The following is a 21311-nucleotide window of genomic DNA, read 5'->3' as shown; positions in this document are numbered from 1 at the left end:
GAGAGAAAAAAATTGTGAGTCGTAGGGTGCGGATACATCAAAAATCCCTAAATAAATATCGACAATCCGATCGCGACGCACCTATTTAATCGCTTGTAGACTGTAAACAAACGCCACACTTGTTTGGTCGAAAACTTTGTAAACATGGTATTAGTTATTAACCTTCAAAAAAATTGATTATGCAGCGAGAAAGTCACGCGATTATTATGGGCGGGAGTTTAGCAGGACTGTTGGCCGCTAGAGTATTAGCGAAACACTTCGATCGCGTAAGTATTGTTGAACGAGATTTTTTTCCCGAACAAGCTGCGCCTCGCCCCGGTATTCCTCAATCCCGACACCTGCACATCCTTTTGACTCGTGGAAAAATCATCTTAGAACAGTTGTTTGCCGGCTTAGAAAACGAACTGATAGCTGCGGGTGCTCCGAGGTTAGATCCGAAGTCGATCGCCTGGTTTAGTCCGGCTGGTTGGGCGACACATTTTACCCCCGATCCAGATGATTTAATTATGTTCAGTCGGGATTTACTCGATCGCCAAATTCGCCACCGCTTGACTGAAAATACGAACGTGCATTTCCTGGAAGGAGGGACTGTAACGGGGTTGCTGGCGAATACTCAGGGCACGGCGATTGCTGGTGTGTCGGTGCGTTTTTGCGATCGCCAAAACCCAGGTAACATTAATGAAGAGAATTTGAATGCAGATTTAGTAGTCGATGCTAGCGGCAAAGTTTCTCAAACGCCTAAATGGTTGAAAAAACTCGGCTATGAACCGCCACCTGAAACGGTTATCAATGCTTTTGTCGGCTATGCGACGCGCATCTATGAATGCAGCGGTAAATTGTCAGATACAGCGCCTGTATTTGTGTCAACTGCACCGCCATTTCGCACTCGCGGCGGTGCAATTTTCCCGATCGAGGGGAATCGCTGGCTGGTGACTCTCGGTGGGGGCGATCGCGATTATCCGCCCGCAGACGCAGCAGGTTTTGTAGAATTTGCGCGCAGTCTGCCAACTCCGATGATTTATGATGCGATTAAAGATGCAAAGGCGATCGCACCTGTGTATAGTTATCGAGGTACAGAAAACCGTTTGCGCCACTACGAACGCCTCTCCCATTATCCTGAAAATTTGGTAATTGTCGGCCATGCAGTTTGCGCTTTCAACCCTGTTTACGGCCAAGGAATGACGGTTGCTGGATTGGATGCTCAGATGCTGGATGAATGTCTGCAAAAACAGCGGCAGCGCTATCCTGAAGGCGATTTAACAGGCTTTGGGCGACATTTTCAACAAAAACTCGCAAAATTACATACTATTCCTTGGACGTTTGCTATCAGCCAGGATTCGCGCTATCGGGGAAGTGAGGGTGCGAAACCAAACCTGGCTACGCGACTGACAATTAATTACATGGATCTGGTGTTAAAAGCGTTGACCACAGATGCGAAAGTTTGTCAAGCTTTTTTGGAAGTTCTGCACATGATTGAACCACCGACTTTACTTTTTCATCCTAAAATTGCGGTAAAGGCGATCGGGCAATTAGTCACCAGTCGGCCGAATTAATAAACTTGTGCAATGCTCAATTGCCAATCAAACAATCTAATTCCCGTTGCATTTGAGTTGTAACTAGATCGAAACAAGCATCGACATAATCGCGATCGCCCGCAGCTTCCTTACCGTACCTCTCAAATACGATCGGTTCGCACACGCGAGTCCGAATTTGCACGGGAAAAGGCAGATTTGGCAAAGGCCCAATACTCAACCCCCAAGGCAATCCCAAATACACCGGAAATACTACCGGATCGATGCCCAACAACCACGGCATCCCCAATTCATGCAATTGCTTAACTTCTTCGTACAAATCTGCCAAAACTATCAAAGTATCGTGGGCACCGTGGGATATAATTGGTACAATTGGCACTTCTTCTCGCAATGCTAACTTAATAAATCCCTTGCGTCCGGCAAAGTAGATTTTATTGCGTAAGTGATAGGGACGAAAAGTATCTTCGGCACCACCAGGATAGACTAGAACCGGGGCATTTTTTCGCAAAGCTGCGATCGCCATTTTTGGATGCGCTTTGATCGCGCCACACCGCACCGCCATGCCAGCAATATCAGCAGAAACTTCCCAAACCGTCGGGTGCATCAATCCGTAGGCCAAGCGTTCCGTACCGTATCTGTGGAACCATTCGTATAGGAACATAAACATATCAGGAGCGGCGATTCCCCCGTTGTGAGAGCCGACAACGAGCATTTTTCCGCGTGCGGGGACGTGGTGCCAGCCGTCGCTTTGGACGCGAAAATAGTAGCGGTACAGCCATTCCCAGAGTGGCAGCATTAGTTTTATGAAGTCGGGATTGCGATCGTCCAAAGATAATCCGTCAAAGCGAGATGTTTGGCTGTTGTTTCTGGGGCTGGATGCAGAATATTTCATTGATTGGTGCTTAAGTGCGATCGGCGGTAAAAAAGTATTGTTTTAGTATTGCAAATTTTGGGGAATTGACATATACTCAATTTATAATCGGAATTGGAGTATCAAAAATAAAAAAGTCACTATTTCCATTATTTTATATACATTCTCATAGTACAGTAAAAGACCGAGAAAAGTCAACACCAGATCAGGCAATTTTTAACAGTTAAATCATAATTCTTGGACATACTGCCTCAAGACAGGTGGCAAAGTATAAAAACTTCCTGTTTTGTCAATGAAGCAACGCCGCGATAAAGATTGCAGGGCATTGAGCAAATCTGGCGATCGCACAGTGCCATATTCGAGTAATTTTGCCAGGTTAACTGGTTCACTTTCCCGACAAAACAAACAGAGGACTTGTTTTTCTATTTCCGATAAGCGACTAAACTGCTGGTGTAAAACATCTTTCAAATCTTCGGGCAACAATACGGTATCATTTAATAATAACTCTGCCGCGCCAATTCCTAACTCTTGCATCAGAGTCGCCACGCTTTTTAACCATAACGGATTGCCTTGGTAGCGGTGAATGAGTGTTTCGCAGTAATCGATTTCTGCTAATCCTTTATCTCGGAGTATTTCCCGTGCGGCCGCAGTGTCTAAGCCTGTGAGTTGTAAAATACGAATGGGAGTATTTTCGCTGGTGAGTTGAGGAACTTCTTTGGGTGGTTCCCAACCGACTAGCAGGAAGCAACTTTGATGGGATAATTTTTCTATTTGTTTAAATAAAGAGCGATATTCTTCGTATCCTGGTTTATATTTTCCTGCTAATTCGCCGCTGCTGAACAGGTTGTGAATATCATCTAAGACTACTAAACACCGATGTTTTTGTAAATATTTAATTAGGGGTAATGCTTTCTGGTTGGTTGTGGGTGAATCTTGCTTGTCTGACTGCGAGAAAAACTGGATTAGGTTAGCTTCAAATTCACCGAGGGTGGGGGATGTGTCGAGATTGCACCAAATGACGTATTCAAATTCGTCTTTTATTTGTTGTACGAGTTGTATTGCTAGGGATGTTTTGCCGATACCGAGTCCGCCGGTGATGGTTATGAGGCGGCTGTTTTGTTGTAGAATCGAGGTTGTGAGGGTTTTGAGTTCGGAAGTGCGATCGTAGAAAGCACCTAATTCCGGCATCTCGCTTAACTCTTGATGCGATGTTTCTTGATTTGGTGGGTGTGAGTTTGGTATGTTTGGCGCGTGTCTAGATTCTCCACAGGTGTTGAAATTACCAATGGTTATAACGTCGCCTTGTGCAAAATTTGAATAATTAGAGACTTGGAATCTCTTAATTGCCGATCGAACATTCGATTTACTAACATCTTCTCCCAACTCTTCTGAAAGTATTTGCCATAACTTTGAGCCAACATCCCTAACATAACTTTCGTTACAGTGAATCTCGTCGGCAATTTTGGTGTATTTCTCACCTTGCATAGTTCCCCGCAGAATCGCCTCTTGTAAGTCATCAAGATGCTTACCAGTTTTGGCAAATACCATCTCATCAGCCATTTGTAACACTTCCTCAAGATTCATGCAGCATCGCAGATGTTGTGATTTTCCGTATTATACCTAACATTTTCCAACATTTTATGGCATTTGCCAACATTTTTTAAGTAGCGAGTTTGAATGGCAGACAAAATTGCCAACAAAATTGAGCATTTTTTAGCTAGGCAAAGCTGAGATTTTTAATTATCATGCGAGAATATCAGGGTTAATAATGCTTTAAAGTGTCGTTAAAGTTACTGCATACAATAATTCTAAAAATCGGAGATTAAAAATGATTCCTAAAGTTAAAAAGATTTGGAAATATCAGGATGCAAATTTTTCTCAGTTTAAAAATGATACTATATCTAGTTTACTTGAGTTGTTTATTGAATCTATATTTTTCACTGTAGTGATCTTTGGATTAGCTTTGATAATTTATTTAGTTGTTTTATTCCTAAATTCGCCAACAAAAGTAGATATAAATGTCGTTTCTGGGTTAATTCAAGGAGGCACAGCAATTGTAGCTTTGTTATTTCAATTCCTTTTTCTCAATGAAAGGATCAAAAATAGAATTGTTAAAGAAATAAATAAATTTGAAACAAAATTTTCAGAGGAATATGTATATCCTTCACAAACTCGCGTCAAGCAATTGGAACAAAATCCTATTAGTAATTTCAGGAAAGAACAGCAGCGTTACTATGCTACTCGTGCATACATTGACAACAAGAAAGACGAAGCAATTAAGGGGATGACTTCTACTGGCTCTTTTCCACTAGAATACATTAATATGTTTGATACTCCTGGAGAGGCTAAAGCTTATTATGAAAACACATATTCTAAAAGCAAGGGTAAGAGAAGATTGCGTGCGCTAGTAACTACCATAGAGAAACTTTTTTGGATTAGATTAGCTACAAATTCTGTATTACATACGTTCAATCTAGATCGAACGCAGTTGGACAAGTTAGAGAGTGGGCCTGAAAGATTTTTGTACAGAGACATAAAAGCTTATTTATATGCTTGGTTAGTTTGTAGTATTGATAATATTGAAGATGATGTTACATATATGCCTGTTAAGTATATTGGACTTAACTATCCCAATCAAGGACACCCAGAAATCAAAGAATACAAAAAAGCATTGGATTGGCTGATAGAACAATTTGATAGTGGTGATTTTGCTAATCATGTAGGTGATATCCAAATTCCTCAAGAAGACCTGGAGACATACAAAGAAATTTCACCATATTTGAATCAATTAATCACACTTCTGAATGATTATAAGATTTCTTTGACCTGATGAGAGATCCTGTACATTTCGAGACGATCTGTATTTTTTCATAGGTTTATAGAAAACGCAATCATATAATTTTTGATGAGCAATAATTATATGATTCACAAGGCAAGATTATCTCAGTAGGTGCGCGCGACCCACGTTAGTCAACCAACATTTAACAATAATTGTTAAATGTTGGTTCTTCTTGAGATTTTAATCAGTCCATTAACCTGCATCCGGTCGATCATCGTCAAGCTCACTAATCCGTGCTATGTAAGACATTAGTGTAACGTCGTCTATTTTATCAAGAATAAGAGAATCCTCTTTGATAAAGTTCTCTTTAAGCGTATCTAAAGTTGATTCAATATCTGATAATTCAGAAGTAATGGTGAGGTCATTATACTGATTTTTAGCTTTTTTTACCATATCTTGTAAAATTTTAAACAAAGTTTCCACCCATGTTTTACGGGTTATGTCTGAGTAGTTCGTCATGATAATCGTCCTGCTGTGTTGGTTATGTTTCCTTCTTCCAACAATCAATCTCGGAAGCCGGACATTTCTTTGCAAATTTGATCGAGATAGAATTTATTCTTGGTTTGAGCCATGAAACCCAAGATTCATCGTCATTTAGTGTGATTTTGGGAAAGAGGGCCCTAGCAAAAAAAAAGCCGATCGCACTTTTTAACACTTCGGACTGTTTTTGATTGCCAACAGTAGAATAAGGATTTAATCGAGATTGAGCGATCGAGTTTCCAAGGGAAAATCAAGGGTTTCAGACTACCACCTAAAAACACTCCTGATTATTATTACCTTCACCAAAGAGGCTAATATAAAAGTTCCCAGAAGAATAGCCGAGATTTCTGATAAAATCTAGCGCGTACCTCAATCAAATAGCCTGCATTGTGGAAAAGATTCCAAACGAAGCCTTAGTAATTCGTGGCGGCCGTAATCGCCCAGAAGATATTCAACGTGCCACAGGAACCCACCCTAGCGGTATCACGGGAATTTCTGTAGAATGTGCAGTAGGATTGTCCGTAGCAGAGTTAGCAGCAACAATCCCGCACGGACAAGTTGGTGTGACGACAGTCGGCGAGGTTCGCTCGGAAGATGGAGATGTCATCCGTACGAATGGCAGAAGTTCAAATCATGCAACTCTAACTGGATTAACAGCAGAGCAAGCAAGCCTTCTGCTGACACCAACAATTCCCAATCCAGCACAGCAACCATCTTGATGAGAGTAAAATTATGAGTCACCCTAGAATTTTTGCCGACTTTCATAATGCCGATGAACAAGGTCGCATTCGTCTGAATTGTGTTGGGACTATCGAAGATTTGAGTTGCCAAAATATTAAGTTGCAAAATGGTAAATTGCTCACCATCTATAGCGAAGAATTAGAAGTAGATGGCGCCGTGCAATATTCTGAAGAGGAAAGTCTTTGGGTTGCAGTAATTGATTGGAAACAGATTAGACAGGTAGACGATATTATTCTGAGCAATTCTAGTTTACCTGAGAGTGGCATAGCTCTACCAATATCCTGACCCTGACAAGCAATATAGGTGTAGAGAAAGGGGGCAGCGATCGCACTTCTGACAACTACCAAATAGTGCCATGATTGCACAAAGAGCGTGAAGCGTAGCCGTATTGCAGGCGATCGCCCCAGCAAACAAAAGGGCGATCGCCCACAGAAATATAGAATATTGCCTAACTGAGTGTTTGTACCACCGAATTACCTGTAAGGTGGGCATCAACTGTAGCTAATCTTAACCCATAGTAAATGGCTGTGGCTGCAATAAATCGGTCTCCGGGGTCTTGATGGGGTAGTGCAATCTCGCGACTTAAAATGGCAATGGCGTGATTCATTGGGGCTTCATGAGTTTCCAGGGTTTTTAAAGCTAAGTTAACCCATGTAACCGGATCTGGCTGTAAAGATATCCGTCCTTTTTCTGCAAGGATGAGCGTCTCCCAAATGCTAATTGGACTAAGCCAAAGTTCAGTATTAGGATCGGCGATTACCGTTTGAAGTTGAAGCGATAGTCGTTCATTACCAAGTAAATACCAAAGCCAAATGTGGGTATCGAGTAAAAGTTTCATTCTAAAACTTCCCAGGGTTGGGCGACAGGAGCAATTAAATCTCCTAATATTTCACCGCTTCCTTTCATTGTGCCAAACGTGGGGCGTGGGGTTTGGGTAGTGGCAGGATAGATAATCACTAATGGTTTCCCTTCATGGATGATGGTGAGGGGGGTTTTGGTACGTTCAACCTCTATAAATAGAGTCTGGAGGGTTTGGGGTAATTCAGTCGTGGTAATTTGTATCATTTTTCGACCGTAAATAGTTTTTGATAGTTGATATCTGAGCCTGAGCAATCAGCAAGCGTTTTTATAAAGCATTTCAATCTCCGATCTCGAATGCTGCCAAAATCTCTTTTGGCAAAGGAGCGTTAAAGTCTTCTGGTACAATAAATCTCCCTCGATCTTGCCCTAAACTAGCTCGTCGATTCGATGAATTACGAAACGGAACTAACTTCGCTATTGGGATAGATCCGTTTGAAATAATAATTTCTTCTCCAAGCTCCACGCGCAACAATAGTTCTGAGAGATTTGTCTTAGCTCGATCGATATTTACAGTTTCCATAATCTTAAAAAACTAAGTCCATAAACTAAGTTTACTCCGCTTGTGATAGTTGTGCAAGTTGGTAGCTTTCCCCTTCAGCGATCGCCCTAGCAAAAAAGGGCCATCGCCCTTCTTATTCTTTCCGCTCGGAGCGATCGCCAATTCCCTACTCATTCATAGCGATCGAGACTCGTATTGAACAGGCATCCTGCCTGTTCCACAATAATTATTAGAGATGGCTATTAGATATTGAGCGTTGGTCGCAAACAACAAACAACAAATAACCAATAACTAATAACCAACAACTAATAACCAATAACAAACAACCAACAACTAATCACAATTCAGCATAAAAGTCAACACAGTTTCATCAATTCCCTTGAGTTGCAGCGGCTTATATTTAACAATTCGATTCTCCTCAACATAATCTGCAACCGCCGCCGAAATCAGCACAGAGTTTGGTTCCGCCACTTCTTGCAAGCGGGCGGCAATATTCACGCTCGGCCCGATCGCAGTATAATCCGATCGATCGGGCCCGCCAAACATCCCCACCACCGCAGTACCCTGGTGAATACCGCAGCGAAACCGCACCGGAGGCACCCCATTTTCCCCCACAATTCCCTGCTCCAACCAGCGCTCGTTAAGTTGGTTCAGAGCTCGCAGCATAAGCCTTGCAGCAGCTATAGCGCGGCGTACTTGCTCGTTTGGCGTTAGTTCCTCCGGCGCGCCAAAGAGAGCCATTACCGCATCTCCCACAAACTTATCCACCGTACCGCCGCTGTCAAAAATAGCCTTAGTCATTGTCGCCAAATATTCATTCAACAGCTCAGCTACCCGGCGCGATCGCAGCGTATTTGCCATTTGAGTAAAACCGACAATATCGCTAAACAAAATAGTAATCAATCGCGGTTCCGGGCGCAAATCCAAGGCTAAATCTCCAGCCGCTGCGGCTTTCACCATCGACGGCGGCAAAAATCGGCGCAGCACCGACTCAGTTAAATAATTGTTCAACTGCTGCACTCGCCGCTCGTTTTGCTTGAGGGCGATTAAATTCCGCACTTCTGCCAACAATTCGCGATCGTTAAAAGGCTTCGATAAATAAGCATCAGCACCCCGTTCTACTCCTTCAATCCGAGTATCTGCATCGGCTTTAGCAGTTAGCAAAATTGCCGGAGTTCCCCGCAAGTCTTCATCCTGTCGAATCATCCGAATCAAATCCAAACCCGAGATCACAGGCATCATCAAATCCGTGACAATTAAATCCGGACGGCGGTTTTTTGCCACAGCAAATCCTTCTTCTCCGTTGCGGGCTAGCAAAACTGCAAAGCCTGACTCTCGCAGAATTTCCGACACATAAAAACGCAAATCTGGATTGTCGTCAACCACCAAAACCGTGCCAGCTACTGTTTCGGAATTTATCGGTTCTAGAGCCTCAAAGTTATGATTTTCTGCTTCATCTTCCGACAAGTCAGCTTCCACATCTGCCAGTTCCACCGCAGCTTTGGATGCGTGAAACTCGGCGGGGATTTCCAGTACCCGTTCTGGGGGCAAATGAGTCGAACCGAAGTGCAGCCAAACGGTAAAAGTAGTACCTTCGCCGTAAACAGAATCGACGGAAATTTGACCGCCGTGGAGTTCGACTAATTCTTTGACAAGTGCCAAACCTAAACCGCTGCCTTCGTAGGAACGGCTGGCGGAACCTTCGGCTTGGTGAAAGCGCTCGAATAAATAGGGAATTTGTTCGGTGCGAATGCCGATGCCGGTGTCTTTTACTTGCAACAAACAGTGAGCGCCGGCTGGTTCAACTGTCAGGGTGATTGTTCCCCCTTCTGGGGTGAATTTGACAGCATTTGATAGCAGGTTGTAAATAACTTTGTCAAATCTTTCAATATCTAAATAAAGTAAAGGACAGTCTTGCAGTTGGGTAATTAAGTGCAGTCCTTTTTTGTCGCAGTAGGCGCGGAAAGACTCTGCCGTAGAGTAACAAAAACCGACTAAATCGCACGGGCGAAAACTCGGCTGCATCCGTCCTGCATCGAGGCGCTGCAAGTCCAGCAGTTGATTTACCAACCGCAGGAGGCGGCGGGAATTACGCAAGGCGATGACGGCTTGTTCGTAGGGTAAGTCTTCTTTGCGGCCGCAAGCTGATTCTAGAGGGCCGATAGTTAGGGTGAGAGGGGTGCGGAATTCGTGGGAGATATTTTGGAAAAATTCGGTTTTGAGCCGATCGGCTTCCAAAAGCCGTTCCGCCTGCTGTCTGGTAGTCTGGTAGAGGCGCGACTGCTGCACCGCCAAAGCAGCTTGAGTTGCCACTATTTGAGCCAGGTCAATGTCTGAGAGGTTCCAGCGGCGGGTGCTGCAATTTTGGCGCAGCGAAATGCTGCCGATGATTTTGCCTTCGGAGATTAAGGGCACGACTAACAGGGCGCGGGCTGGCGATCGCACTTGCAGTTCTGTAACATTTAAATCGGGGCGTTCGTTGAGGTCTTCAATCGCCACGGGCTCTTTTGATACCATAACTTGCAGCAACACCGGATTGCCGCGAATCGGCACCAAAGACTGCGGCAGGGAAGGATGGGCAAAAACCCAGCCGGGAGGGTTCGCAGCAGCACTCTCAGCAGCAGTTTGAGGGCTTGGAGGATTCGCAACTACCTCTGAATTGTTAAAACCCTGTTTTACAGCCACCGTATCCCTATTTGTGTCGTAGAGACCAACGCACTGGACATATTCATCATCTTCTGTCCACAGAGATAGGGCGCAGCCGTCAACTTGCAAAGCTTGGCCGAGTTGTTGAGTAATCGCTGCAAAAATATTTTGGGGGTCGAGGCTCGATCGAATTGCCGTAGTAATAGTATTGACTAAGGTCTCGCGCTTTGCCAGCGCCCGCACCTGTTCGTAAGCCCGGGCTTGAGAAAGCGCCAAAGCCGCTTGGTCGGCCACCGTAATTACTAACTGTACCTCGTGGTCTTCCCACTGGCGCGGTCGATCGAACTGGTGCAGCGCCAAGACTGCCATCAGTTCCATTTGGTAAAACAGCGGTACGATTAAGCTCGATCGAATATTCGCAGCTTGGTAAGCCTGCAATCGCTGCTCATTGTCCCAGCTTAAAACTCGATCGTCAGTTTGAGCATCTTGAATCACCTCCACATCCAGAGTTTCCCAAACCAAATCCGGCAGCAAATCCGGCGAAAGTCGGGCGCTAGAAGCATCTCGTCTAGCTTCAGAATCGCCCCGCAACCCTTTACTTTCGGCCTTCTGGTAAACGAACCACTCATCAGCCACCCGGCCGTCTTGGAAAGGCCGCAGCAAACAGCAACTCACCTCAAACATCTGCCCGACAGTTTCCACAATTCTTTGCAGCATTTGCTGGTAATTGGGAGCCGATCGAATAGTATTGGTAACGGCATAAAGCAGCGATTCTTGCGAGAGAGCCCTACGCAGTTCATTCGTGCGGGCTTTCAGGACATTGTGAGTATCAACAGCTTGACTGACAAGAGCTCTGAGTTCTTCAGCATCCCAAGGCTTGGTAACGAATTTGAATACTTTGCCAGCATTAATAGCTTCAACTAAATCTTCAACATCCGTATAGCCAGTTAAAATAATTCGGATCACATCGGGATATTGAGCCGCAGTCAGGCTGAGAAACTCCGTACCGCTCATTTTTGGCATTCGCTGATCGGAAATAATCACAGCAACTTCTCCCTCTTTTGCCAAAATTTCGAGGGCGGCGGGGCCAGATTCGGCTCTGAGCACTTTATAGTCTCGATGGAAGGTGCGGTAAAGCAAATCGAGGTTATCCGGTTCGTCATCGACGATTAGAAGTTTGAGCTTAGGATTTGATTGGGAATTCATGCACCGTTCTCCTGTGCCCCGGGGCAGTTCGATTTAATAAGTCTGTTGAAAAAAAGAATTCGCAGGTTTCAATTGCACGAGTCATACGACAGTTGACAGTTGACAGTTGACAGTTGACAGTTGACAGTTGTTACCTACTACTAATGACTGATGACTGATGACTGATGACTGATGACTGATGACTGATGACTGATGACATAAGGGTTTGGAGTTTGCCGGCAGTTGCATTATTTTTTGAAACTGGTGTCACACAAATTCGTGAATCTGAAGTTGTTGTGAGTGGGTCGAGGCAAGAATCAACCTTGATTTTTAATTTATGGGTTTTCAATTCCGAATTCTTCGATCGCCACAGTTGCCTGTAGTGCACCCCAATTTTATTATTTAATGATATTCACAAAAATCTCGTCTTGCGGGAAGTGTCCTTAACCCCTCACCTCTATGTTGAGCGTGAAAATAGGAATCCGCAACTTTTAACTGCCCTCTGGATATCTCATAATACATAGGAATAATCGTCCTGATTGTGAGTGGATTTGCCTTTCTTTATGTGTTATTATCGCTCATCTTCCTGTTTTATTTGGTGTGTAAAAACTGTCTGTAGCAGGATACAATAGACAACCAACATCTTCCCCTGTGTTTTTGCTGCCTAGGTGACAGCAACTTTCACATTCTGCCAAGGATATGGCTTTCCTCTCCGGCCCCTGTGTCCCTGACTGATATTCGGGGGGGGAGACAGACAGACAACACAGGCGGGGAAGTGCGAGTGACGCAATTGCTGTACCATTTTAGTGAGACTGGCACTTTTTGGGCAGAGCGCGGCATTTTTTATGCCTCGTCCAGACCAACGCCCAAGGCAATTACTGCGGCGAAACACCGCTATCTTGAGCATCCATCTGTTAATCTTAGCTAGGGATGTACTCTGTGGAAACCGATCGAGCCGCTCGATCGAAGTTTTGAAGCTCTCGATCGCCCGCAGCACAGTATCGCAGCACAATATCGCTGGACAATATCTAGCCCTCCGGCGCAACAGGTAAGGCCTGTTCGCGAGGGGACGGGCTTCCTGATTGCCCAGCACTGCTGAAAGCTGGGTTGTCGGGTTCTGGGACAGGCAGCCAACATCCGACTTGCGATCGCGCCCGGTATTAGTCTAGTAGATACTTGATATTGTCAATTACCGCTAGACGGATAAATTATATTCGATCGGGTATTTCTGCAAGCAGAGAGCGGTACGCTTCCGGGAACCAGACGTTAAAACCTTTTTGATTGTTTTTAATAACTTTCCCGCTACCCACAAATCTAGTATTAAGGGATGGGTTTTCATTGGAAATAAATTTAGTCTAAAATACTGAATATCTCCAATTTACATCAGATAATAGTTAGAGGAAAGTACAAAAAGAATGTGACTGAATCGCATTCATAAACTCTGAGTATAAGTCATACAATTTAATCTCTTAAATTTAAGATTCTCGATGACAAATATTATGATTGGGAGTTGGTCTAAAGTTACATTCTTTTTTTAAAAGTGATATTACATTATCACCAGAAGTGAAATTTCTCAGATGGGCAGATCGGTAACCCGCGTAGAAAAATTAATATAGTGACCTGGAATTGTGAATCCTTCCTTTTTTTCCTCAGCTTCTCACCAACAACAAACTCCCGGACTTTCTGGCTTTTCGATCCGGGTGGCTGCATCAAATGACTTGACGCAACTAGCGGATATTTTGGCCATGAGCTTTCACTCCCGCGAGGGGTTTGTAGAATGGGTGTATCCAGTGTTGCGTTTAGGCATTTACGAAGATTTAAAAAATCGACTCCGTTCTAAAGCAGAACACTATATTTGTCTCGTTGCTGAGCTAGTCTCGCGGGAGTCAGGAATGCAGAATTATCGATCGCACCAAACTCAGTCTATAGCAGGAACAATAGAAATGGCTCTGCGTTCTCGATTCCCTTGGCAAATACCGAATTCCGACTATCCTTACTTGTCAAATTTAGCAGTTCACCCGGAGTATCGGCGGCAGGGAATTGCTCAACAACTGCTCGACAACTGCGAGAATACAGCCCGAGAATGGGGATTTTCGGAGATTTACCTCCACGTTTTGGAAAACAATCACGGGGCGCGACAATTGTACTATCAAGCAGGCTACCGCTTGCAACAAGTGGATTGGCATTGGACTTATTGGCTGTTCGGCCAGCCGCGCCGGCTATTTTTACGCAAGCAGATTTCCCTCTCATCAACTAAGTATGGGTAGTGGTGCATAAGCGCCTGCTTTTCGCACGCTCAATCGTTATGGAGAAAGGCTTGTATCAATTGCATCATTCAAGAAAGCAGCACTACCCAATTTCTACCTCCTGCTTCACTTCTAGTTGAACTTGAGCCTCAACAAATAGCGATTCCTTGATAATGAATTGGTTCATCAGGCTTGAGATTGTTCGAGAAATTTTTGTCTCCGAGAGGCGTAAACTGCCAAATCTGCCTCGGTGAATCGGGTTTTTTGCCATGAGGGACGAGACATTAGCCGATCGCACCAAGCTTGAATTTTGGGATATCCGTCTGTGGATACATCAACCCAAGATAGCAGAGGGACGACCGTACCAGCAACGCATTCAGCATATGTTAAGGTGTTGCTACCGAAAAAAGGGCGATCGTCCAACAAACCTTCAAAAAATGTCAGCACAGTATCGACTTTTTCCTTAGCCTTTGCGATTACCTGCGCTTCAGGAATTCCCCAGCCCATTTTTTCACTGCTGAGGGGGTAAAGTGCCGGCCCAAGTTCGTTAATCGTGACCAATTGTACCATTTTCACAATTGCCAAATCTTTCGCATCTTTGGGTAGCATGGCCGGTTCGGGATACTTCGCTTCTAGATAGTCAAGAATTGCCAGAGACTCGACGACGGTGAAACCATCATCGACCAAAACAGGGACGCGATGAAAAGGATTCATTGCGACAAATTCAGGCTCTAAATGATCGCCGTCCAAGTAGATTGTTATTAATTCAAAGTCGAGGTTTTTTTCGATGAGGGCAACCCACACGCGGCTGGAGTTGGTGGAAATGGGAGTATGGTAAAGTTTCATAAATTTTGTGCCTGTTTGTTGAGAGAGTCAGCTTTTGAGGATTGAGTTGCCGATCGGGCTACTGAAAATATTTAGATTTTAGTCAATTTTACACGCACAGGGGGCGATCGTACTTCTGGCACAATCGGACATCATTACCTGTAGTGCGATCGAGCTTGGATAGCATTTGATAACTTACGCTGCTAAACTGGTACAGCACACAGCGGTTGATCGCTTGTCAAGTTTCGAGGCTGTATTATGACCGTTAACTACCGAGTTGCAGCGATCGCTGATATTACGCTTCTTTTAGAACTTGTTAAAGAGTTTCATAAAAAAGAACAATTGGAATTCGACGAAAAAGTCGATCGTGATGTTTTAGCAAATCTTTTGGCTGATGCGTCTTTGGGACAAGTGTGGCTGATTCAGCAAGAAGATGAGGCGATCGGCTATATTATTTTGACGCTGGGTTACAGTTTAGAATACCGAGGCAGGGATGCCTTTATTGACGAGTTTTATATCCGACCCAACTATCGCGGACAAGGCATTGGAACTCAGACTTTAGCATTTGCAGAGGATACCTGCCGAGTTTTGGGAGTCCAAGCTCTTCATCTGGAAGTAGATTTTGAAAATCCCGATGCACAGCGTCTTTATCACAGAGTAGGTTATCAAAGTCATAACCGTTTTCTGATGACTAAAAATTTGGCAGTCTCTGAAGACAAGGATTTGGGCAATTAAGAATGTTCTCACACTCTTGATGGGCTGATTATTGATTGATAGTGACTTCCTGGCGCACAGACGAGGTAATCGCCTCTACTAGAAATAATCGCTCGCTAAGTGACAAATTAAGCGTTAATTTCATTAATTCTTGAAAAGATAATTCTTCTTTTGCATATTCGGAAGAATTATCATTCCGATCTGGCGAAAAAACCTCATCAGAACTTAAAGGCTTGACTGAAGTATTATGCTCTAAACTTTTCTTCATATCTGCGAGTAGAAGCTCTAAAAATTTAATATCGTTCCCTAGATCCGCAGCCTCATCCTCTTCTATATCTTCAATTACCTGCAAACGTTCTTGATAGGCATTGATTTGATGTTCGATCGCTTCTATAATAAACCTTAAATCTTTAAATGATAAATTCATATTGCTTAGCTGTCATTTGATTTATTTTCTCCAAGTTTATCCTCGACCGTTTCACCGTCTCCACTATCGGCTAAATTGTTACTTTCATCTGAAACTTCATAATTATCCATAATTTCAAGCAATAAATGCTTTAAATTCTTATCCGGTGGTCGTTTCTCAAATTCTGCGTGTGTGTAAATCCAAATTAACACAACTTCTTTTTTTGTAATATCTAACAAATAGATAAGTCGCCCCTGTTCAGCGGCTCCCCGAAGCTGAGGCATTTTAAACTCAAGCTTCCAAAATTCCAACCCCTCACGGCTACAGCCTTTGGGCCAAGGTTCTAAATGTCCCAACGGTGGACGGGGACGGGGGTCAACACTCAAAATTCTGAGGAATTTTTGGATTAATTCGACAAATTTCACTAATCCTACCTGATTTTTACGATAGTGATCGCGGATTAGTTTTTGCTGAGTTTTATCAAAGTTCTTCGAGAGCTTGATATGAAATTGCTCTGATTCGTTCACAGGCCTCCTCCGCTGTCATCGCCTCGATAGTTTCTAACTCTTCAAAAGTCTGTTCCAGGGCTTCAGATAGTGCTTTTTGATAAGCAATATCTTCCCGTTCTACTCCACTCAAGATCGCATTAAGAAGACGTTGAAATGCTGCACCGTAAGCTATAAAAGCGTCTTGCTCACCTTTGATTGCAATTGAAAATAAAGAAAAAGCCAAATAAAAACGCCCTAAAAATTCACTAAAAACTCCCTTAATTCCTTGAGGGGGTTCAATTAAGGCATAGGCAAAAATTTTGAGTAATTCTCTAGTCTCAGGGGGAATCTGCTCCCAACGAGCGTCAATTATGACAGCTAAATTGTTTGCTTTTTGAGCCAGTTCCCAAAACCTTGAAGCGCTGGATGTGCGCGGCTGAAATATCTGCCGAATTTCGCTGGGGCTAATTGTAATAGTGGCTGACATTGGCCTGACCTCTTGCGATGCGATCGCTTTACGGATACTCAATCATTCTTAGTATATCAGTCAGGCCATACAAAAATTTAGCTGTCCCCTGGGAGCGACAGCTATTTCTATGAAAAAGGCGGACCCGAAAGCCCGCCCTCTCAAACTATCGATTAATAATCGAAGTCGCCGCCGCCCATGCCGCCGCCGCCGCCAGAAGCAGCGCCTTCTTTGGGTTCAGGCTTGTCAACGACGATGCACTCGGTTGTCAGCACCATGCCGGCAATAGATGCGGCATTTTGCAGAGCAGAACGAGTTACCTTCGCAGGGTCAACGATACCAGCTTCAAACATATCGACAAACTCATTTGTCGCTGCATTGAAACCAACGTTAAACGGCTTTTCTTTGACGCGCTCAGCGATGACAGCGCCATTCAAACCAGCATTTTCAGCAATCCGCTTCAGGGGAGCAGCCAGAGCCCGTGCCACAATCAAAGCACCGGTTAACTCTTCGCCCTTCAGATTGGCATTCGCCCACTCTTCCAATTGAGGAGTTAGGTGAGCCAAAGTTGTACCGCCACCAGGAACGATGCCTTCTTCGACAGCAGCTTTGGTTGCGTTGATCGCATCTTCAAGACGCAGTTTGCGATCCTTCATTTCGGTTTCAGTCGCAGCGCCGACTTTGATGACTGCGACGCCGCCGGCCAATTTAGCCAAACGTTCTTGCAGCTTTTCTTTGTCGTAGGAAGATTCGGTTTCGTCCATTTGACGGCGAATTTGTTCGCAGCGAGATTTGACTGCGACTTCGTTACCTTCGGCAACAATTGTCGTGCTGTCTTTGGTGATGGTGATGCGGCGGGCTTTGCCGATCATGTCCAGCTTGGTGTTTTCCAGTTTCAAACCGGCGTCTTCGGTGATTAGTTGACCGCCGGTCAATACGGCGATATCTTCTAACATGGCTTTGCGTCGATCGCCAAAACCAGGTGCTTTAACAGCAGTTACATTCAACACACCGCGCAGTTTGTTGACAACGAGAGTAGCTAAAGCTTCTTTCTCAATGTCTTCTGCAATGATCAACAGCGGGCGGCCGGAACGAGCTACTTGTTCGAGCACTGGTACTAAGTCTTGTACCAAGCCGATTTTCTTGTCTGTCAGCAAGATGAAGGGTTCTTCTAGAATCGCTTCCATCCGTTCGGTGTCGGTGACGAAGTAGGGAGAAATGTAGCCTTTGTCGAAGCGCATCCCTTCGGTGATTTCGAGTTCGGTGGTCATAGACTTCCCTTCTTCCAGGGAAATTACGCCTTCCTTGCCCACTTTGTCCATTGCATTGGCAATCATTTGGCCGACTTCATCGTCGTTACCAGCAGAGATTGAGCCGACTTGAGCGATGGATTTGGAATCTTCTACTTGTTTGGCGTGTTCGGCAATCTTTTCGACCAAGAAGCCGGTTGCTTTGTCAACACCGCGCTTGAGGGCGATCGCATTTGCACCAGCAGCTACGTTACGCAGACCTTCTTTGACCATTGCGTGAGCCAGAACGGTAGCAGTTGTGGTGCCGTCGCCTGCTGCGTCGTTGGTTTTGGAAGCAGCTTGACGGATCAAGGCAACGCCTGTATTTTCTACGTGGTCTTCGAGTTCGATTTCTTTGGCGATGGTTACGCCGTCATTGACGATTTGAGGAGCTCCGAATTTCTTTTCGAGAACGACGTTACGACCTTTGGGGCCGAGGGTAACGGCGACTGCTTCGGCGAGAATGTCCATACCGCGTTCGAGGGCGCGACGTGCATTTTCGTTGTAGATTATACGCTTAGCCATAGTTTTTGGGGATGAGAGGGTTTGAGATTTTAGATTGGGGATGGATGGCGAGTCATTTGTCTTGTGTCATTAGTTTTTTGGCGGCGTTCGCTTTAAACTAATGACTAATGACTGATGACTGATGACTGATGACTAATGATTAATTAGTTGACGATCGCCAGAATATCTTTTTCGGCCAACAAGACGTATTCGTCAGTGCCGAGTTTGATGTCGGTACCGGCATACTTCGAGTAGAGAACTTTGTCGCCGACTTTGACTTCCATTTCAACGCGCTTGCCGTCGTCGTTGCGCTTGCCGGGGCCCACGGCCGCGACTTCGCCTACTTGGGGCTTTTCCTTAGCTGTGTCGGGTAGAAGGATGCCGCCGGCGGTTTTTTCTTCGCTAGCGCTTACTTTCACGAACACGCGCTCGCCTAGCGGTTTAACGGTAGAAACACTCAGTGATACTGCTGCCATAAATAAATCTCCAGATTACAGATCCTAGTCAGTTAGCCGTCAGTGGTCGCGATGAAAGCAACGGCTGACTGCTTACACTGACATATTAGCACTCTCGACTCCTGAGTGCTAATTTAGCTTTAGTAAGGGGCGATCGCAACTTATCTGTCTGTACGGGTTCCCGAACCGAGGATGAGTGGGGGAATGGGAGAGTGGGAGAGTGGGAGAGTGGGAGAGTGGGAGAGTGGGAGAGTGGGAGAGTGGGAGAGTGGGAGAGTGGTGATGAGTTTCGATCGCTAATTAATTATTATTAACGAATGAATAAAATATCTGAAAATAACAACGATGAATCTTGCAGCCAAGGCTTGAGCGCTTGCGTCCAAAGCCTGGGAATAGAGCGAATTGAACGGCATATTTTTATCTGTGCCGACCAAACCGTGCCCAAGTGTTGCGATCGAGAAAGCAGTCTGGTGGCTTGGAATTACTTAAAAAAACGCTTGCAAGAATTGGGGTTGGACAAGCCAAAAGCCGATCGGCAAACCTGCATTTTTCGGACTAAAGCTAACTGCCTGCAAGTGTGCGCGTCTGGCCCGATTATGGTAGTCTACCCAGACGGAGTGTGGTATCGCGATGTTACTCCCCTCGTCATGGAGAGAATTATTCAGGAACATCTGATCGGCTCACAGGTGGTTGAAGAATACGCTTTTTTGACTCATCCTTTGCCGGAGCCTGCTGAGGCGAAAGCAGATATTTAACTATAGCGCGGTGAAAAAGCACAGCAGGATAAGTAAGGTGTTAGGTTTAAGACGGTAAAGTAGAGAGCGTGAGCGCGTTGGGCGATCGCACCTGCGGATCGATCGAACAACTGTACTCTCCTACCTGTTTCTGGTAGTCTTGCTTGTCGCTGTGTGTTTTTTTAAGAGGTGTATCGAAGCAGTTCGATCGCCCTCTGGCGAGAGTTTGCCGAAAAGTTTCTCAGTAGCAGACATCCGGCAGTTTGCCAAACTACACTAGAAATAGTTAAATACGTAAGTAGGGAGCCTGCTTAAATTTCTCTATATCAGAAGTATCATTTAAAACCGGGGCATCAACTTGCAATTGAACCGATCGAGATTAAATATTTAACTTGGGCTAGGGAGCGTGAGTCTTCCATCAATCAAGGCCGATCGTGACAGGCGATCGTCCATTACAGGTTTTGGCTCCGTTCCACGTCGCAAGACATTCACAAACGGGCATCGAACACTGGGAGAGGAAGCGGTAATACCCGCCCCGCTTTCCCCTCACCGCCATCCCTTCACCCCACCGCCGTCCTCAACCCCCAACTTTCCCGGGCTGACACTGGACTGACGGAAAAAACAGGAGTGAAAAACAAGGAATTGTGCGGGATACTCTAGCGGGAAGAAACATGAAGGACAATAATTCAGGAGAGCAAAAACGGCTGATGCTGGTTGACGACGACCCGAACTTGATCTTGCTAGTCAAGGATTACTTAGAGTTTCGGGGCTACAACGTCATCACAGCAGAAAACGGCAGACACGCTCTAGAAAAACTCGAACAAGAAGTCCCCGATTTGATCATCTGTGATGTGATGATGCCAGAAATGGACGGGTACACTTTAGTCAAACACATCAGAGAAGACCCGCGCACGAGCTGGATTCCGGTTCTTTTCTTGTCCGCCAAAGGTCAAAGTTCCGATCGAGTAAAAGGCTTGAGCACTGGAGCTGATGTTTATATAGTTAAGCCTTTTGAGCCCGAAGAACTGGTAGCCCAAGTAGAATCTTCTCTAAAAGCAGCATCCCGCTTGATTCGTCACTCAAATCCAGGTATAGAGAGCGGCCCCAAAATTAAGGCGCGCCGCAATGTCGAATTGACTCCTACTGAGTTAAAGGTGGTACAGTTGCTAGCGCAGGGTATGGCAAACCGCCAGATCGCAGACGTGATGAATGTCAGCCAGCGCACTATAGAGAGCCACGTTAGCAATATGCTGGGCAAAACAGGTCTGCACAACCGGACAGAGCTAGCTCGCTGGGCCCTGGAAAGCAAAAAGGCTTGAGTTTAGGCTCTAGCGCTGTGAAATTAGGGGAGAAAAAGATACTGCAATCCGATTCGGTATGCTTGCTGGGCGATAGGGTGGTTGGCGTGGTAGTTTCGATCCCCATTAAGCTTGACCGAAAAACGAGGCGCAAGCCCCGTCCTTTTAAGGCTGGGGTCTAGCCGATTAGCGACTTCAGTCGCCTTGGAGCGAGTGCGCGGCTTCAGCCACA

The 21311-nt window shown here is 45.1% G+C and carries 23 protein-coding genes; 9 read left to right on the top strand and 14 right to left on the bottom strand.

All coding sequences use genetic code 11. The features are described 5' to 3' along the window. Positions 1 to 179 precede the first annotated feature (179 nt). Complete coding sequence (locus JGK22_RS14435) at positions 180 to 1553, top strand: 2-polyprenyl-6-methoxyphenol hydroxylase-like oxidoreductase (protein ID WP_293190486.1); 1374 nt, start codon at positions 180 to 182, stop codon at positions 1551 to 1553. Positions 1554 to 1569: 16 nt separating this feature from the next. Here JGK22_RS14435 and JGK22_RS14430 read toward each other — a convergent pair whose 3' ends face one another. Both JGK22_RS14430 and JGK22_RS14425 read right to left on the bottom strand, forming a co-directional pair. Then, entirely contained in the window at positions 1570 to 2424 is an 855-nt protein-coding gene (locus JGK22_RS14430; protein WP_293313087.1) for a glycerol acyltransferase, read from the bottom strand. A gap of 207 nt (positions 2425 to 2631) precedes the next feature. Continuing rightward, positions 2632 to 3987: an NB-ARC domain-containing protein gene (locus tag JGK22_RS14425; RefSeq protein ID WP_293313085.1), complete on the bottom strand. Its 1356-nt coding sequence runs from the start codon at positions 3985 to 3987 to the stop codon at positions 2632 to 2634. A 244-nt stretch (positions 3988 to 4231) separates the two neighbouring features. On the opposite strand from JGK22_RS14425, the gene JGK22_RS14420 reads away from it, so the two are divergent. Next, the gene (locus JGK22_RS14420) at positions 4232 to 5233 is read left to right on the top strand and encodes a hypothetical protein (RefSeq protein ID WP_293313083.1); all 1002 of its coding nucleotides are present in this window, start codon (positions 4232 to 4234) and stop codon (positions 5231 to 5233) included. A gap of 201 nt (positions 5234 to 5434) precedes the next feature. Here JGK22_RS14420 and JGK22_RS14415 read toward each other — a convergent pair whose 3' ends face one another. After that, positions 5435 to 5701 carry a hypothetical protein gene (locus JGK22_RS14415; RefSeq protein ID WP_293313082.1) on the bottom strand — a complete coding sequence of 89 codons (267 nt, stop codon included), beginning with the start codon at positions 5699 to 5701 and terminating at the stop codon, positions 5435 to 5437. Between the two features lie 410 nt (positions 5702 to 6111). Here JGK22_RS14415 and JGK22_RS14410 point away from each other — a divergent pair, with 410 nt between their 5' ends. Together JGK22_RS14410 and JGK22_RS14405 are read left to right on the top strand one after the other, a co-directional pair. Next, positions 6112 to 6441 (top strand): flavoredoxin, encoded by a 330-nt coding sequence (locus JGK22_RS14410; protein ID WP_293313081.1) that lies wholly within the window; start codon positions 6112 to 6114, stop codon positions 6439 to 6441. Positions 6442 to 6454: 13 nt separating this feature from the next. Next, a complete protein-coding gene (locus JGK22_RS14405; protein WP_293313080.1) occupies positions 6455 to 6748 on the top strand; it encodes a hypothetical protein in 294 nt (97 codons plus the stop codon). A gap of 163 nt (positions 6749 to 6911) precedes the next feature. On the opposite strand, the gene JGK22_RS14400 is transcribed toward JGK22_RS14405, so the two are convergent. From JGK22_RS14400 to JGK22_RS14380, 5 genes are all read right to left on the bottom strand, one after another. Beyond that, complete coding sequence (locus JGK22_RS14400) at positions 6912 to 7301, bottom strand: PIN domain-containing protein (protein ID WP_293313078.1); 390 nt, start codon at positions 7299 to 7301, stop codon at positions 6912 to 6914. Continuing rightward, a complete protein-coding gene (locus tag JGK22_RS14395; RefSeq protein WP_293179028.1) occupies positions 7298 to 7528 on the bottom strand; it encodes a type II toxin-antitoxin system Phd/YefM family antitoxin in 231 nt (76 codons plus the stop codon). Before JGK22_RS14395 ends, JGK22_RS14400 begins: the two co-directional genes overlap by 4 nt. Positions 7529 to 7601: 73 nt before the next feature. Beyond that, positions 7602 to 7844 (bottom strand): type II toxin-antitoxin system prevent-host-death family antitoxin, encoded by a 243-nt coding sequence (locus JGK22_RS14390; protein WP_293313076.1) that lies wholly within the window; start codon positions 7842 to 7844, stop codon positions 7602 to 7604. A 12-nt stretch (positions 7845 to 7856) separates the two neighbouring features. Beyond that, the gene (locus tag JGK22_RS14385; protein WP_293313074.1) at positions 7857 to 7997 is read right to left on the bottom strand and encodes a hypothetical protein; all 141 of its coding nucleotides are present in this window, start codon (positions 7995 to 7997) and stop codon (positions 7857 to 7859) included. 159 nt (positions 7998 to 8156) lie between these two features. After that, positions 8157 to 11675, bottom strand: a complete 3519-nt coding sequence (locus JGK22_RS14380) for a response regulator (protein WP_293313072.1) — start codon at positions 11673 to 11675, stop codon at positions 8157 to 8159. An 824-nt stretch (positions 11676 to 12499) separates the two neighbouring features. On the opposite strand from JGK22_RS14380, the gene JGK22_RS14375 reads away from it, so the two are divergent. Next, complete coding sequence (locus JGK22_RS14375) at positions 12500 to 12706, top strand: hypothetical protein (protein WP_293179016.1); 207 nt, start codon at positions 12500 to 12502, stop codon at positions 12704 to 12706. Positions 12707 to 13282: 576 nt separating this feature from the next. Next, a complete protein-coding gene (locus JGK22_RS14370) occupies positions 13283 to 13921 on the top strand; it encodes a GNAT family N-acetyltransferase (RefSeq protein ID WP_293179013.1) in 639 nt (212 codons plus the stop codon). Positions 13922 to 14086: 165 nt separating this feature from the next. Here the strand turns inward: JGK22_RS14370 and JGK22_RS14365 are convergent, their stop codons facing one another. After that, a complete protein-coding gene (locus JGK22_RS14365; protein WP_293179010.1) occupies positions 14087 to 14746 on the bottom strand; it encodes a glutathione S-transferase family protein in 660 nt (219 codons plus the stop codon). A 237-nt stretch (positions 14747 to 14983) separates the two neighbouring features. On the opposite strand from JGK22_RS14365, the gene JGK22_RS14360 reads away from it, so the two are divergent. After that, positions 14984 to 15460: a GNAT family N-acetyltransferase gene (locus JGK22_RS14360; RefSeq protein ID WP_293179007.1), complete on the top strand. Its 477-nt coding sequence runs from the start codon at positions 14984 to 14986 to the stop codon at positions 15458 to 15460. A 28-nt stretch (positions 15461 to 15488) separates the two neighbouring features. On the opposite strand, the gene JGK22_RS14355 is transcribed toward JGK22_RS14360, so the two are convergent. The 5 genes from JGK22_RS14355 to groES form a co-directional block, all read right to left on the bottom strand. Then, positions 15489 to 15866, bottom strand: coding sequence for a hypothetical protein (locus JGK22_RS14355; protein ID WP_293179004.1), 378 nt, complete (start codon positions 15864 to 15866; stop codon positions 15489 to 15491). Positions 15867 to 15871: 5 nt separating this feature from the next. After that, on the bottom strand, positions 15872 to 16372 hold the full coding sequence (locus JGK22_RS14350) for a hypothetical protein (RefSeq protein ID WP_293179001.1): 501 nt from the start codon (positions 16370 to 16372) through the stop codon (positions 15872 to 15874). Next, a complete protein-coding gene (locus tag JGK22_RS14345; protein ID WP_293178998.1) occupies positions 16326 to 16820 on the bottom strand; it encodes a hypothetical protein in 495 nt (164 codons plus the stop codon). Before JGK22_RS14345 ends, JGK22_RS14350 begins: the two co-directional genes overlap by 47 nt. A 152-nt stretch (positions 16821 to 16972) precedes the next feature. Next, entirely contained in the window at positions 16973 to 18613 is a 1641-nt protein-coding gene (gene groL, locus JGK22_RS14340) for a chaperonin GroEL (protein ID WP_293178995.1), read from the bottom strand. Positions 18614 to 18756: 143 nt separating this feature from the next. Next, positions 18757 to 19068 carry a co-chaperone GroES gene (gene groES, locus JGK22_RS14335; RefSeq protein ID WP_194008182.1) on the bottom strand — a complete coding sequence of 104 codons (312 nt, stop codon included), beginning with the start codon at positions 19066 to 19068 and terminating at the stop codon, positions 18757 to 18759. Positions 19069 to 19364: 296 nt separating this feature from the next. On the opposite strand from groES, the gene JGK22_RS14330 reads away from it, so the two are divergent. Beyond that, positions 19365 to 19802 (top strand): ferredoxin, encoded by a 438-nt coding sequence (locus JGK22_RS14330; RefSeq protein WP_293178992.1) that lies wholly within the window; start codon positions 19365 to 19367, stop codon positions 19800 to 19802. A 650-nt stretch (positions 19803 to 20452) separates the two neighbouring features. Further along, positions 20453 to 21100, top strand: coding sequence for a response regulator transcription factor (locus JGK22_RS14325; RefSeq protein WP_293125294.1), 648 nt, complete (start codon positions 20453 to 20455; stop codon positions 21098 to 21100). Positions 21101 to 21311: the final 211 nt, after the last annotated feature.

Origin of the sequence: Microcoleus sp. PH2017_08_TRC_O_A (assembly GCF_020738665.1) — a bacterium.
Taxonomy (GTDB): domain Bacteria; phylum Cyanobacteriota; class Cyanobacteriia; order Cyanobacteriales; family Microcoleaceae; genus Microcoleus.
Note: the sequence above shows the minus strand (reverse complement) of the source record. Positions and strands in the feature narration are given on the sequence as shown.

What these genes read in the sequence shown, in the direction of transcription:
- JGK22_RS14430 (WP_293313087.1), bottom strand. Translation starts at nt 2,424, where the DNA reads ATGAAATATTCTGCATCCAGCCCCAGAAACAACAGCCAAACATCTCGC.
- groES (WP_194008182.1), bottom strand. Translation starts at nt 19,068, where the DNA reads ATGGCAGCAGTATCACTGAGTGTTTCTACCGTTAAACCGCTAGGCGAG.
- JGK22_RS14375 (WP_293179016.1), top strand. Translation starts at nt 12,500, where the DNA reads ATGCCTCGTCCAGACCAACGCCCAAGGCAATTACTGCGGCGAAACACC.
- JGK22_RS14415 (WP_293313082.1), bottom strand. Translation starts at nt 5,701, where the DNA reads ATGACGAACTACTCAGACATAACCCGTAAAACATGGGTGGAAACTTTG.
- JGK22_RS14325 (WP_293125294.1), top strand. Translation starts at nt 20,453, where the DNA reads ATGAAGGACAATAATTCAGGAGAGCAAAAACGGCTGATGCTGGTTGAC.
- JGK22_RS14390 (WP_293313076.1), bottom strand. Translation starts at nt 7,844, where the DNA reads ATGGAAACTGTAAATATCGATCGAGCTAAGACAAATCTCTCAGAACTA.
- JGK22_RS14365 (WP_293179010.1), bottom strand. Translation starts at nt 14,746, where the DNA reads ATGAAACTTTACCATACTCCCATTTCCACCAACTCCAGCCGCGTGTGG.
- JGK22_RS14360 (WP_293179007.1), top strand. Translation starts at nt 14,984, where the DNA reads ATGACCGTTAACTACCGAGTTGCAGCGATCGCTGATATTACGCTTCTT.
- JGK22_RS14385 (WP_293313074.1), bottom strand. Translation starts at nt 7,997, where the DNA reads ATGAGTAGGGAATTGGCGATCGCTCCGAGCGGAAAGAATAAGAAGGGC.
- JGK22_RS14420 (WP_293313083.1), top strand. Translation starts at nt 4,232, where the DNA reads ATGATTCCTAAAGTTAAAAAGATTTGGAAATATCAGGATGCAAATTTT.
- JGK22_RS14435 (WP_293190486.1), top strand. Translation starts at nt 180, where the DNA reads ATGCAGCGAGAAAGTCACGCGATTATTATGGGCGGGAGTTTAGCAGGA.
- JGK22_RS14380 (WP_293313072.1), bottom strand. Translation starts at nt 11,675, where the DNA reads ATGAATTCCCAATCAAATCCTAAGCTCAAACTTCTAATCGTCGATGAC.
- JGK22_RS14425 (WP_293313085.1), bottom strand. Translation starts at nt 3,987, where the DNA reads ATGAATCTTGAGGAAGTGTTACAAATGGCTGATGAGATGGTATTTGCC.
- JGK22_RS14330 (WP_293178992.1), top strand. Translation starts at nt 19,365, where the DNA reads ATGAATAAAATATCTGAAAATAACAACGATGAATCTTGCAGCCAAGGC.
- JGK22_RS14355 (WP_293179004.1), bottom strand. Translation starts at nt 15,866, where the DNA reads ATGAATTTATCATTTAAAGATTTAAGGTTTATTATAGAAGCGATCGAA.
- JGK22_RS14400 (WP_293313078.1), bottom strand. Translation starts at nt 7,301, where the DNA reads ATGAAACTTTTACTCGATACCCACATTTGGCTTTGGTATTTACTTGGT.
- JGK22_RS14395 (WP_293179028.1), bottom strand. Translation starts at nt 7,528, where the DNA reads ATGATACAAATTACCACGACTGAATTACCCCAAACCCTCCAGACTCTA.
- groL (WP_293178995.1), bottom strand. Translation starts at nt 18,613, where the DNA reads ATGGCTAAGCGTATAATCTACAACGAAAATGCACGTCGCGCCCTCGAA.
- JGK22_RS14405 (WP_293313080.1), top strand. Translation starts at nt 6,455, where the DNA reads ATGAGTCACCCTAGAATTTTTGCCGACTTTCATAATGCCGATGAACAA.
- JGK22_RS14345 (WP_293178998.1), bottom strand. Translation starts at nt 16,820, where the DNA reads ATGTCAGCCACTATTACAATTAGCCCCAGCGAAATTCGGCAGATATTT.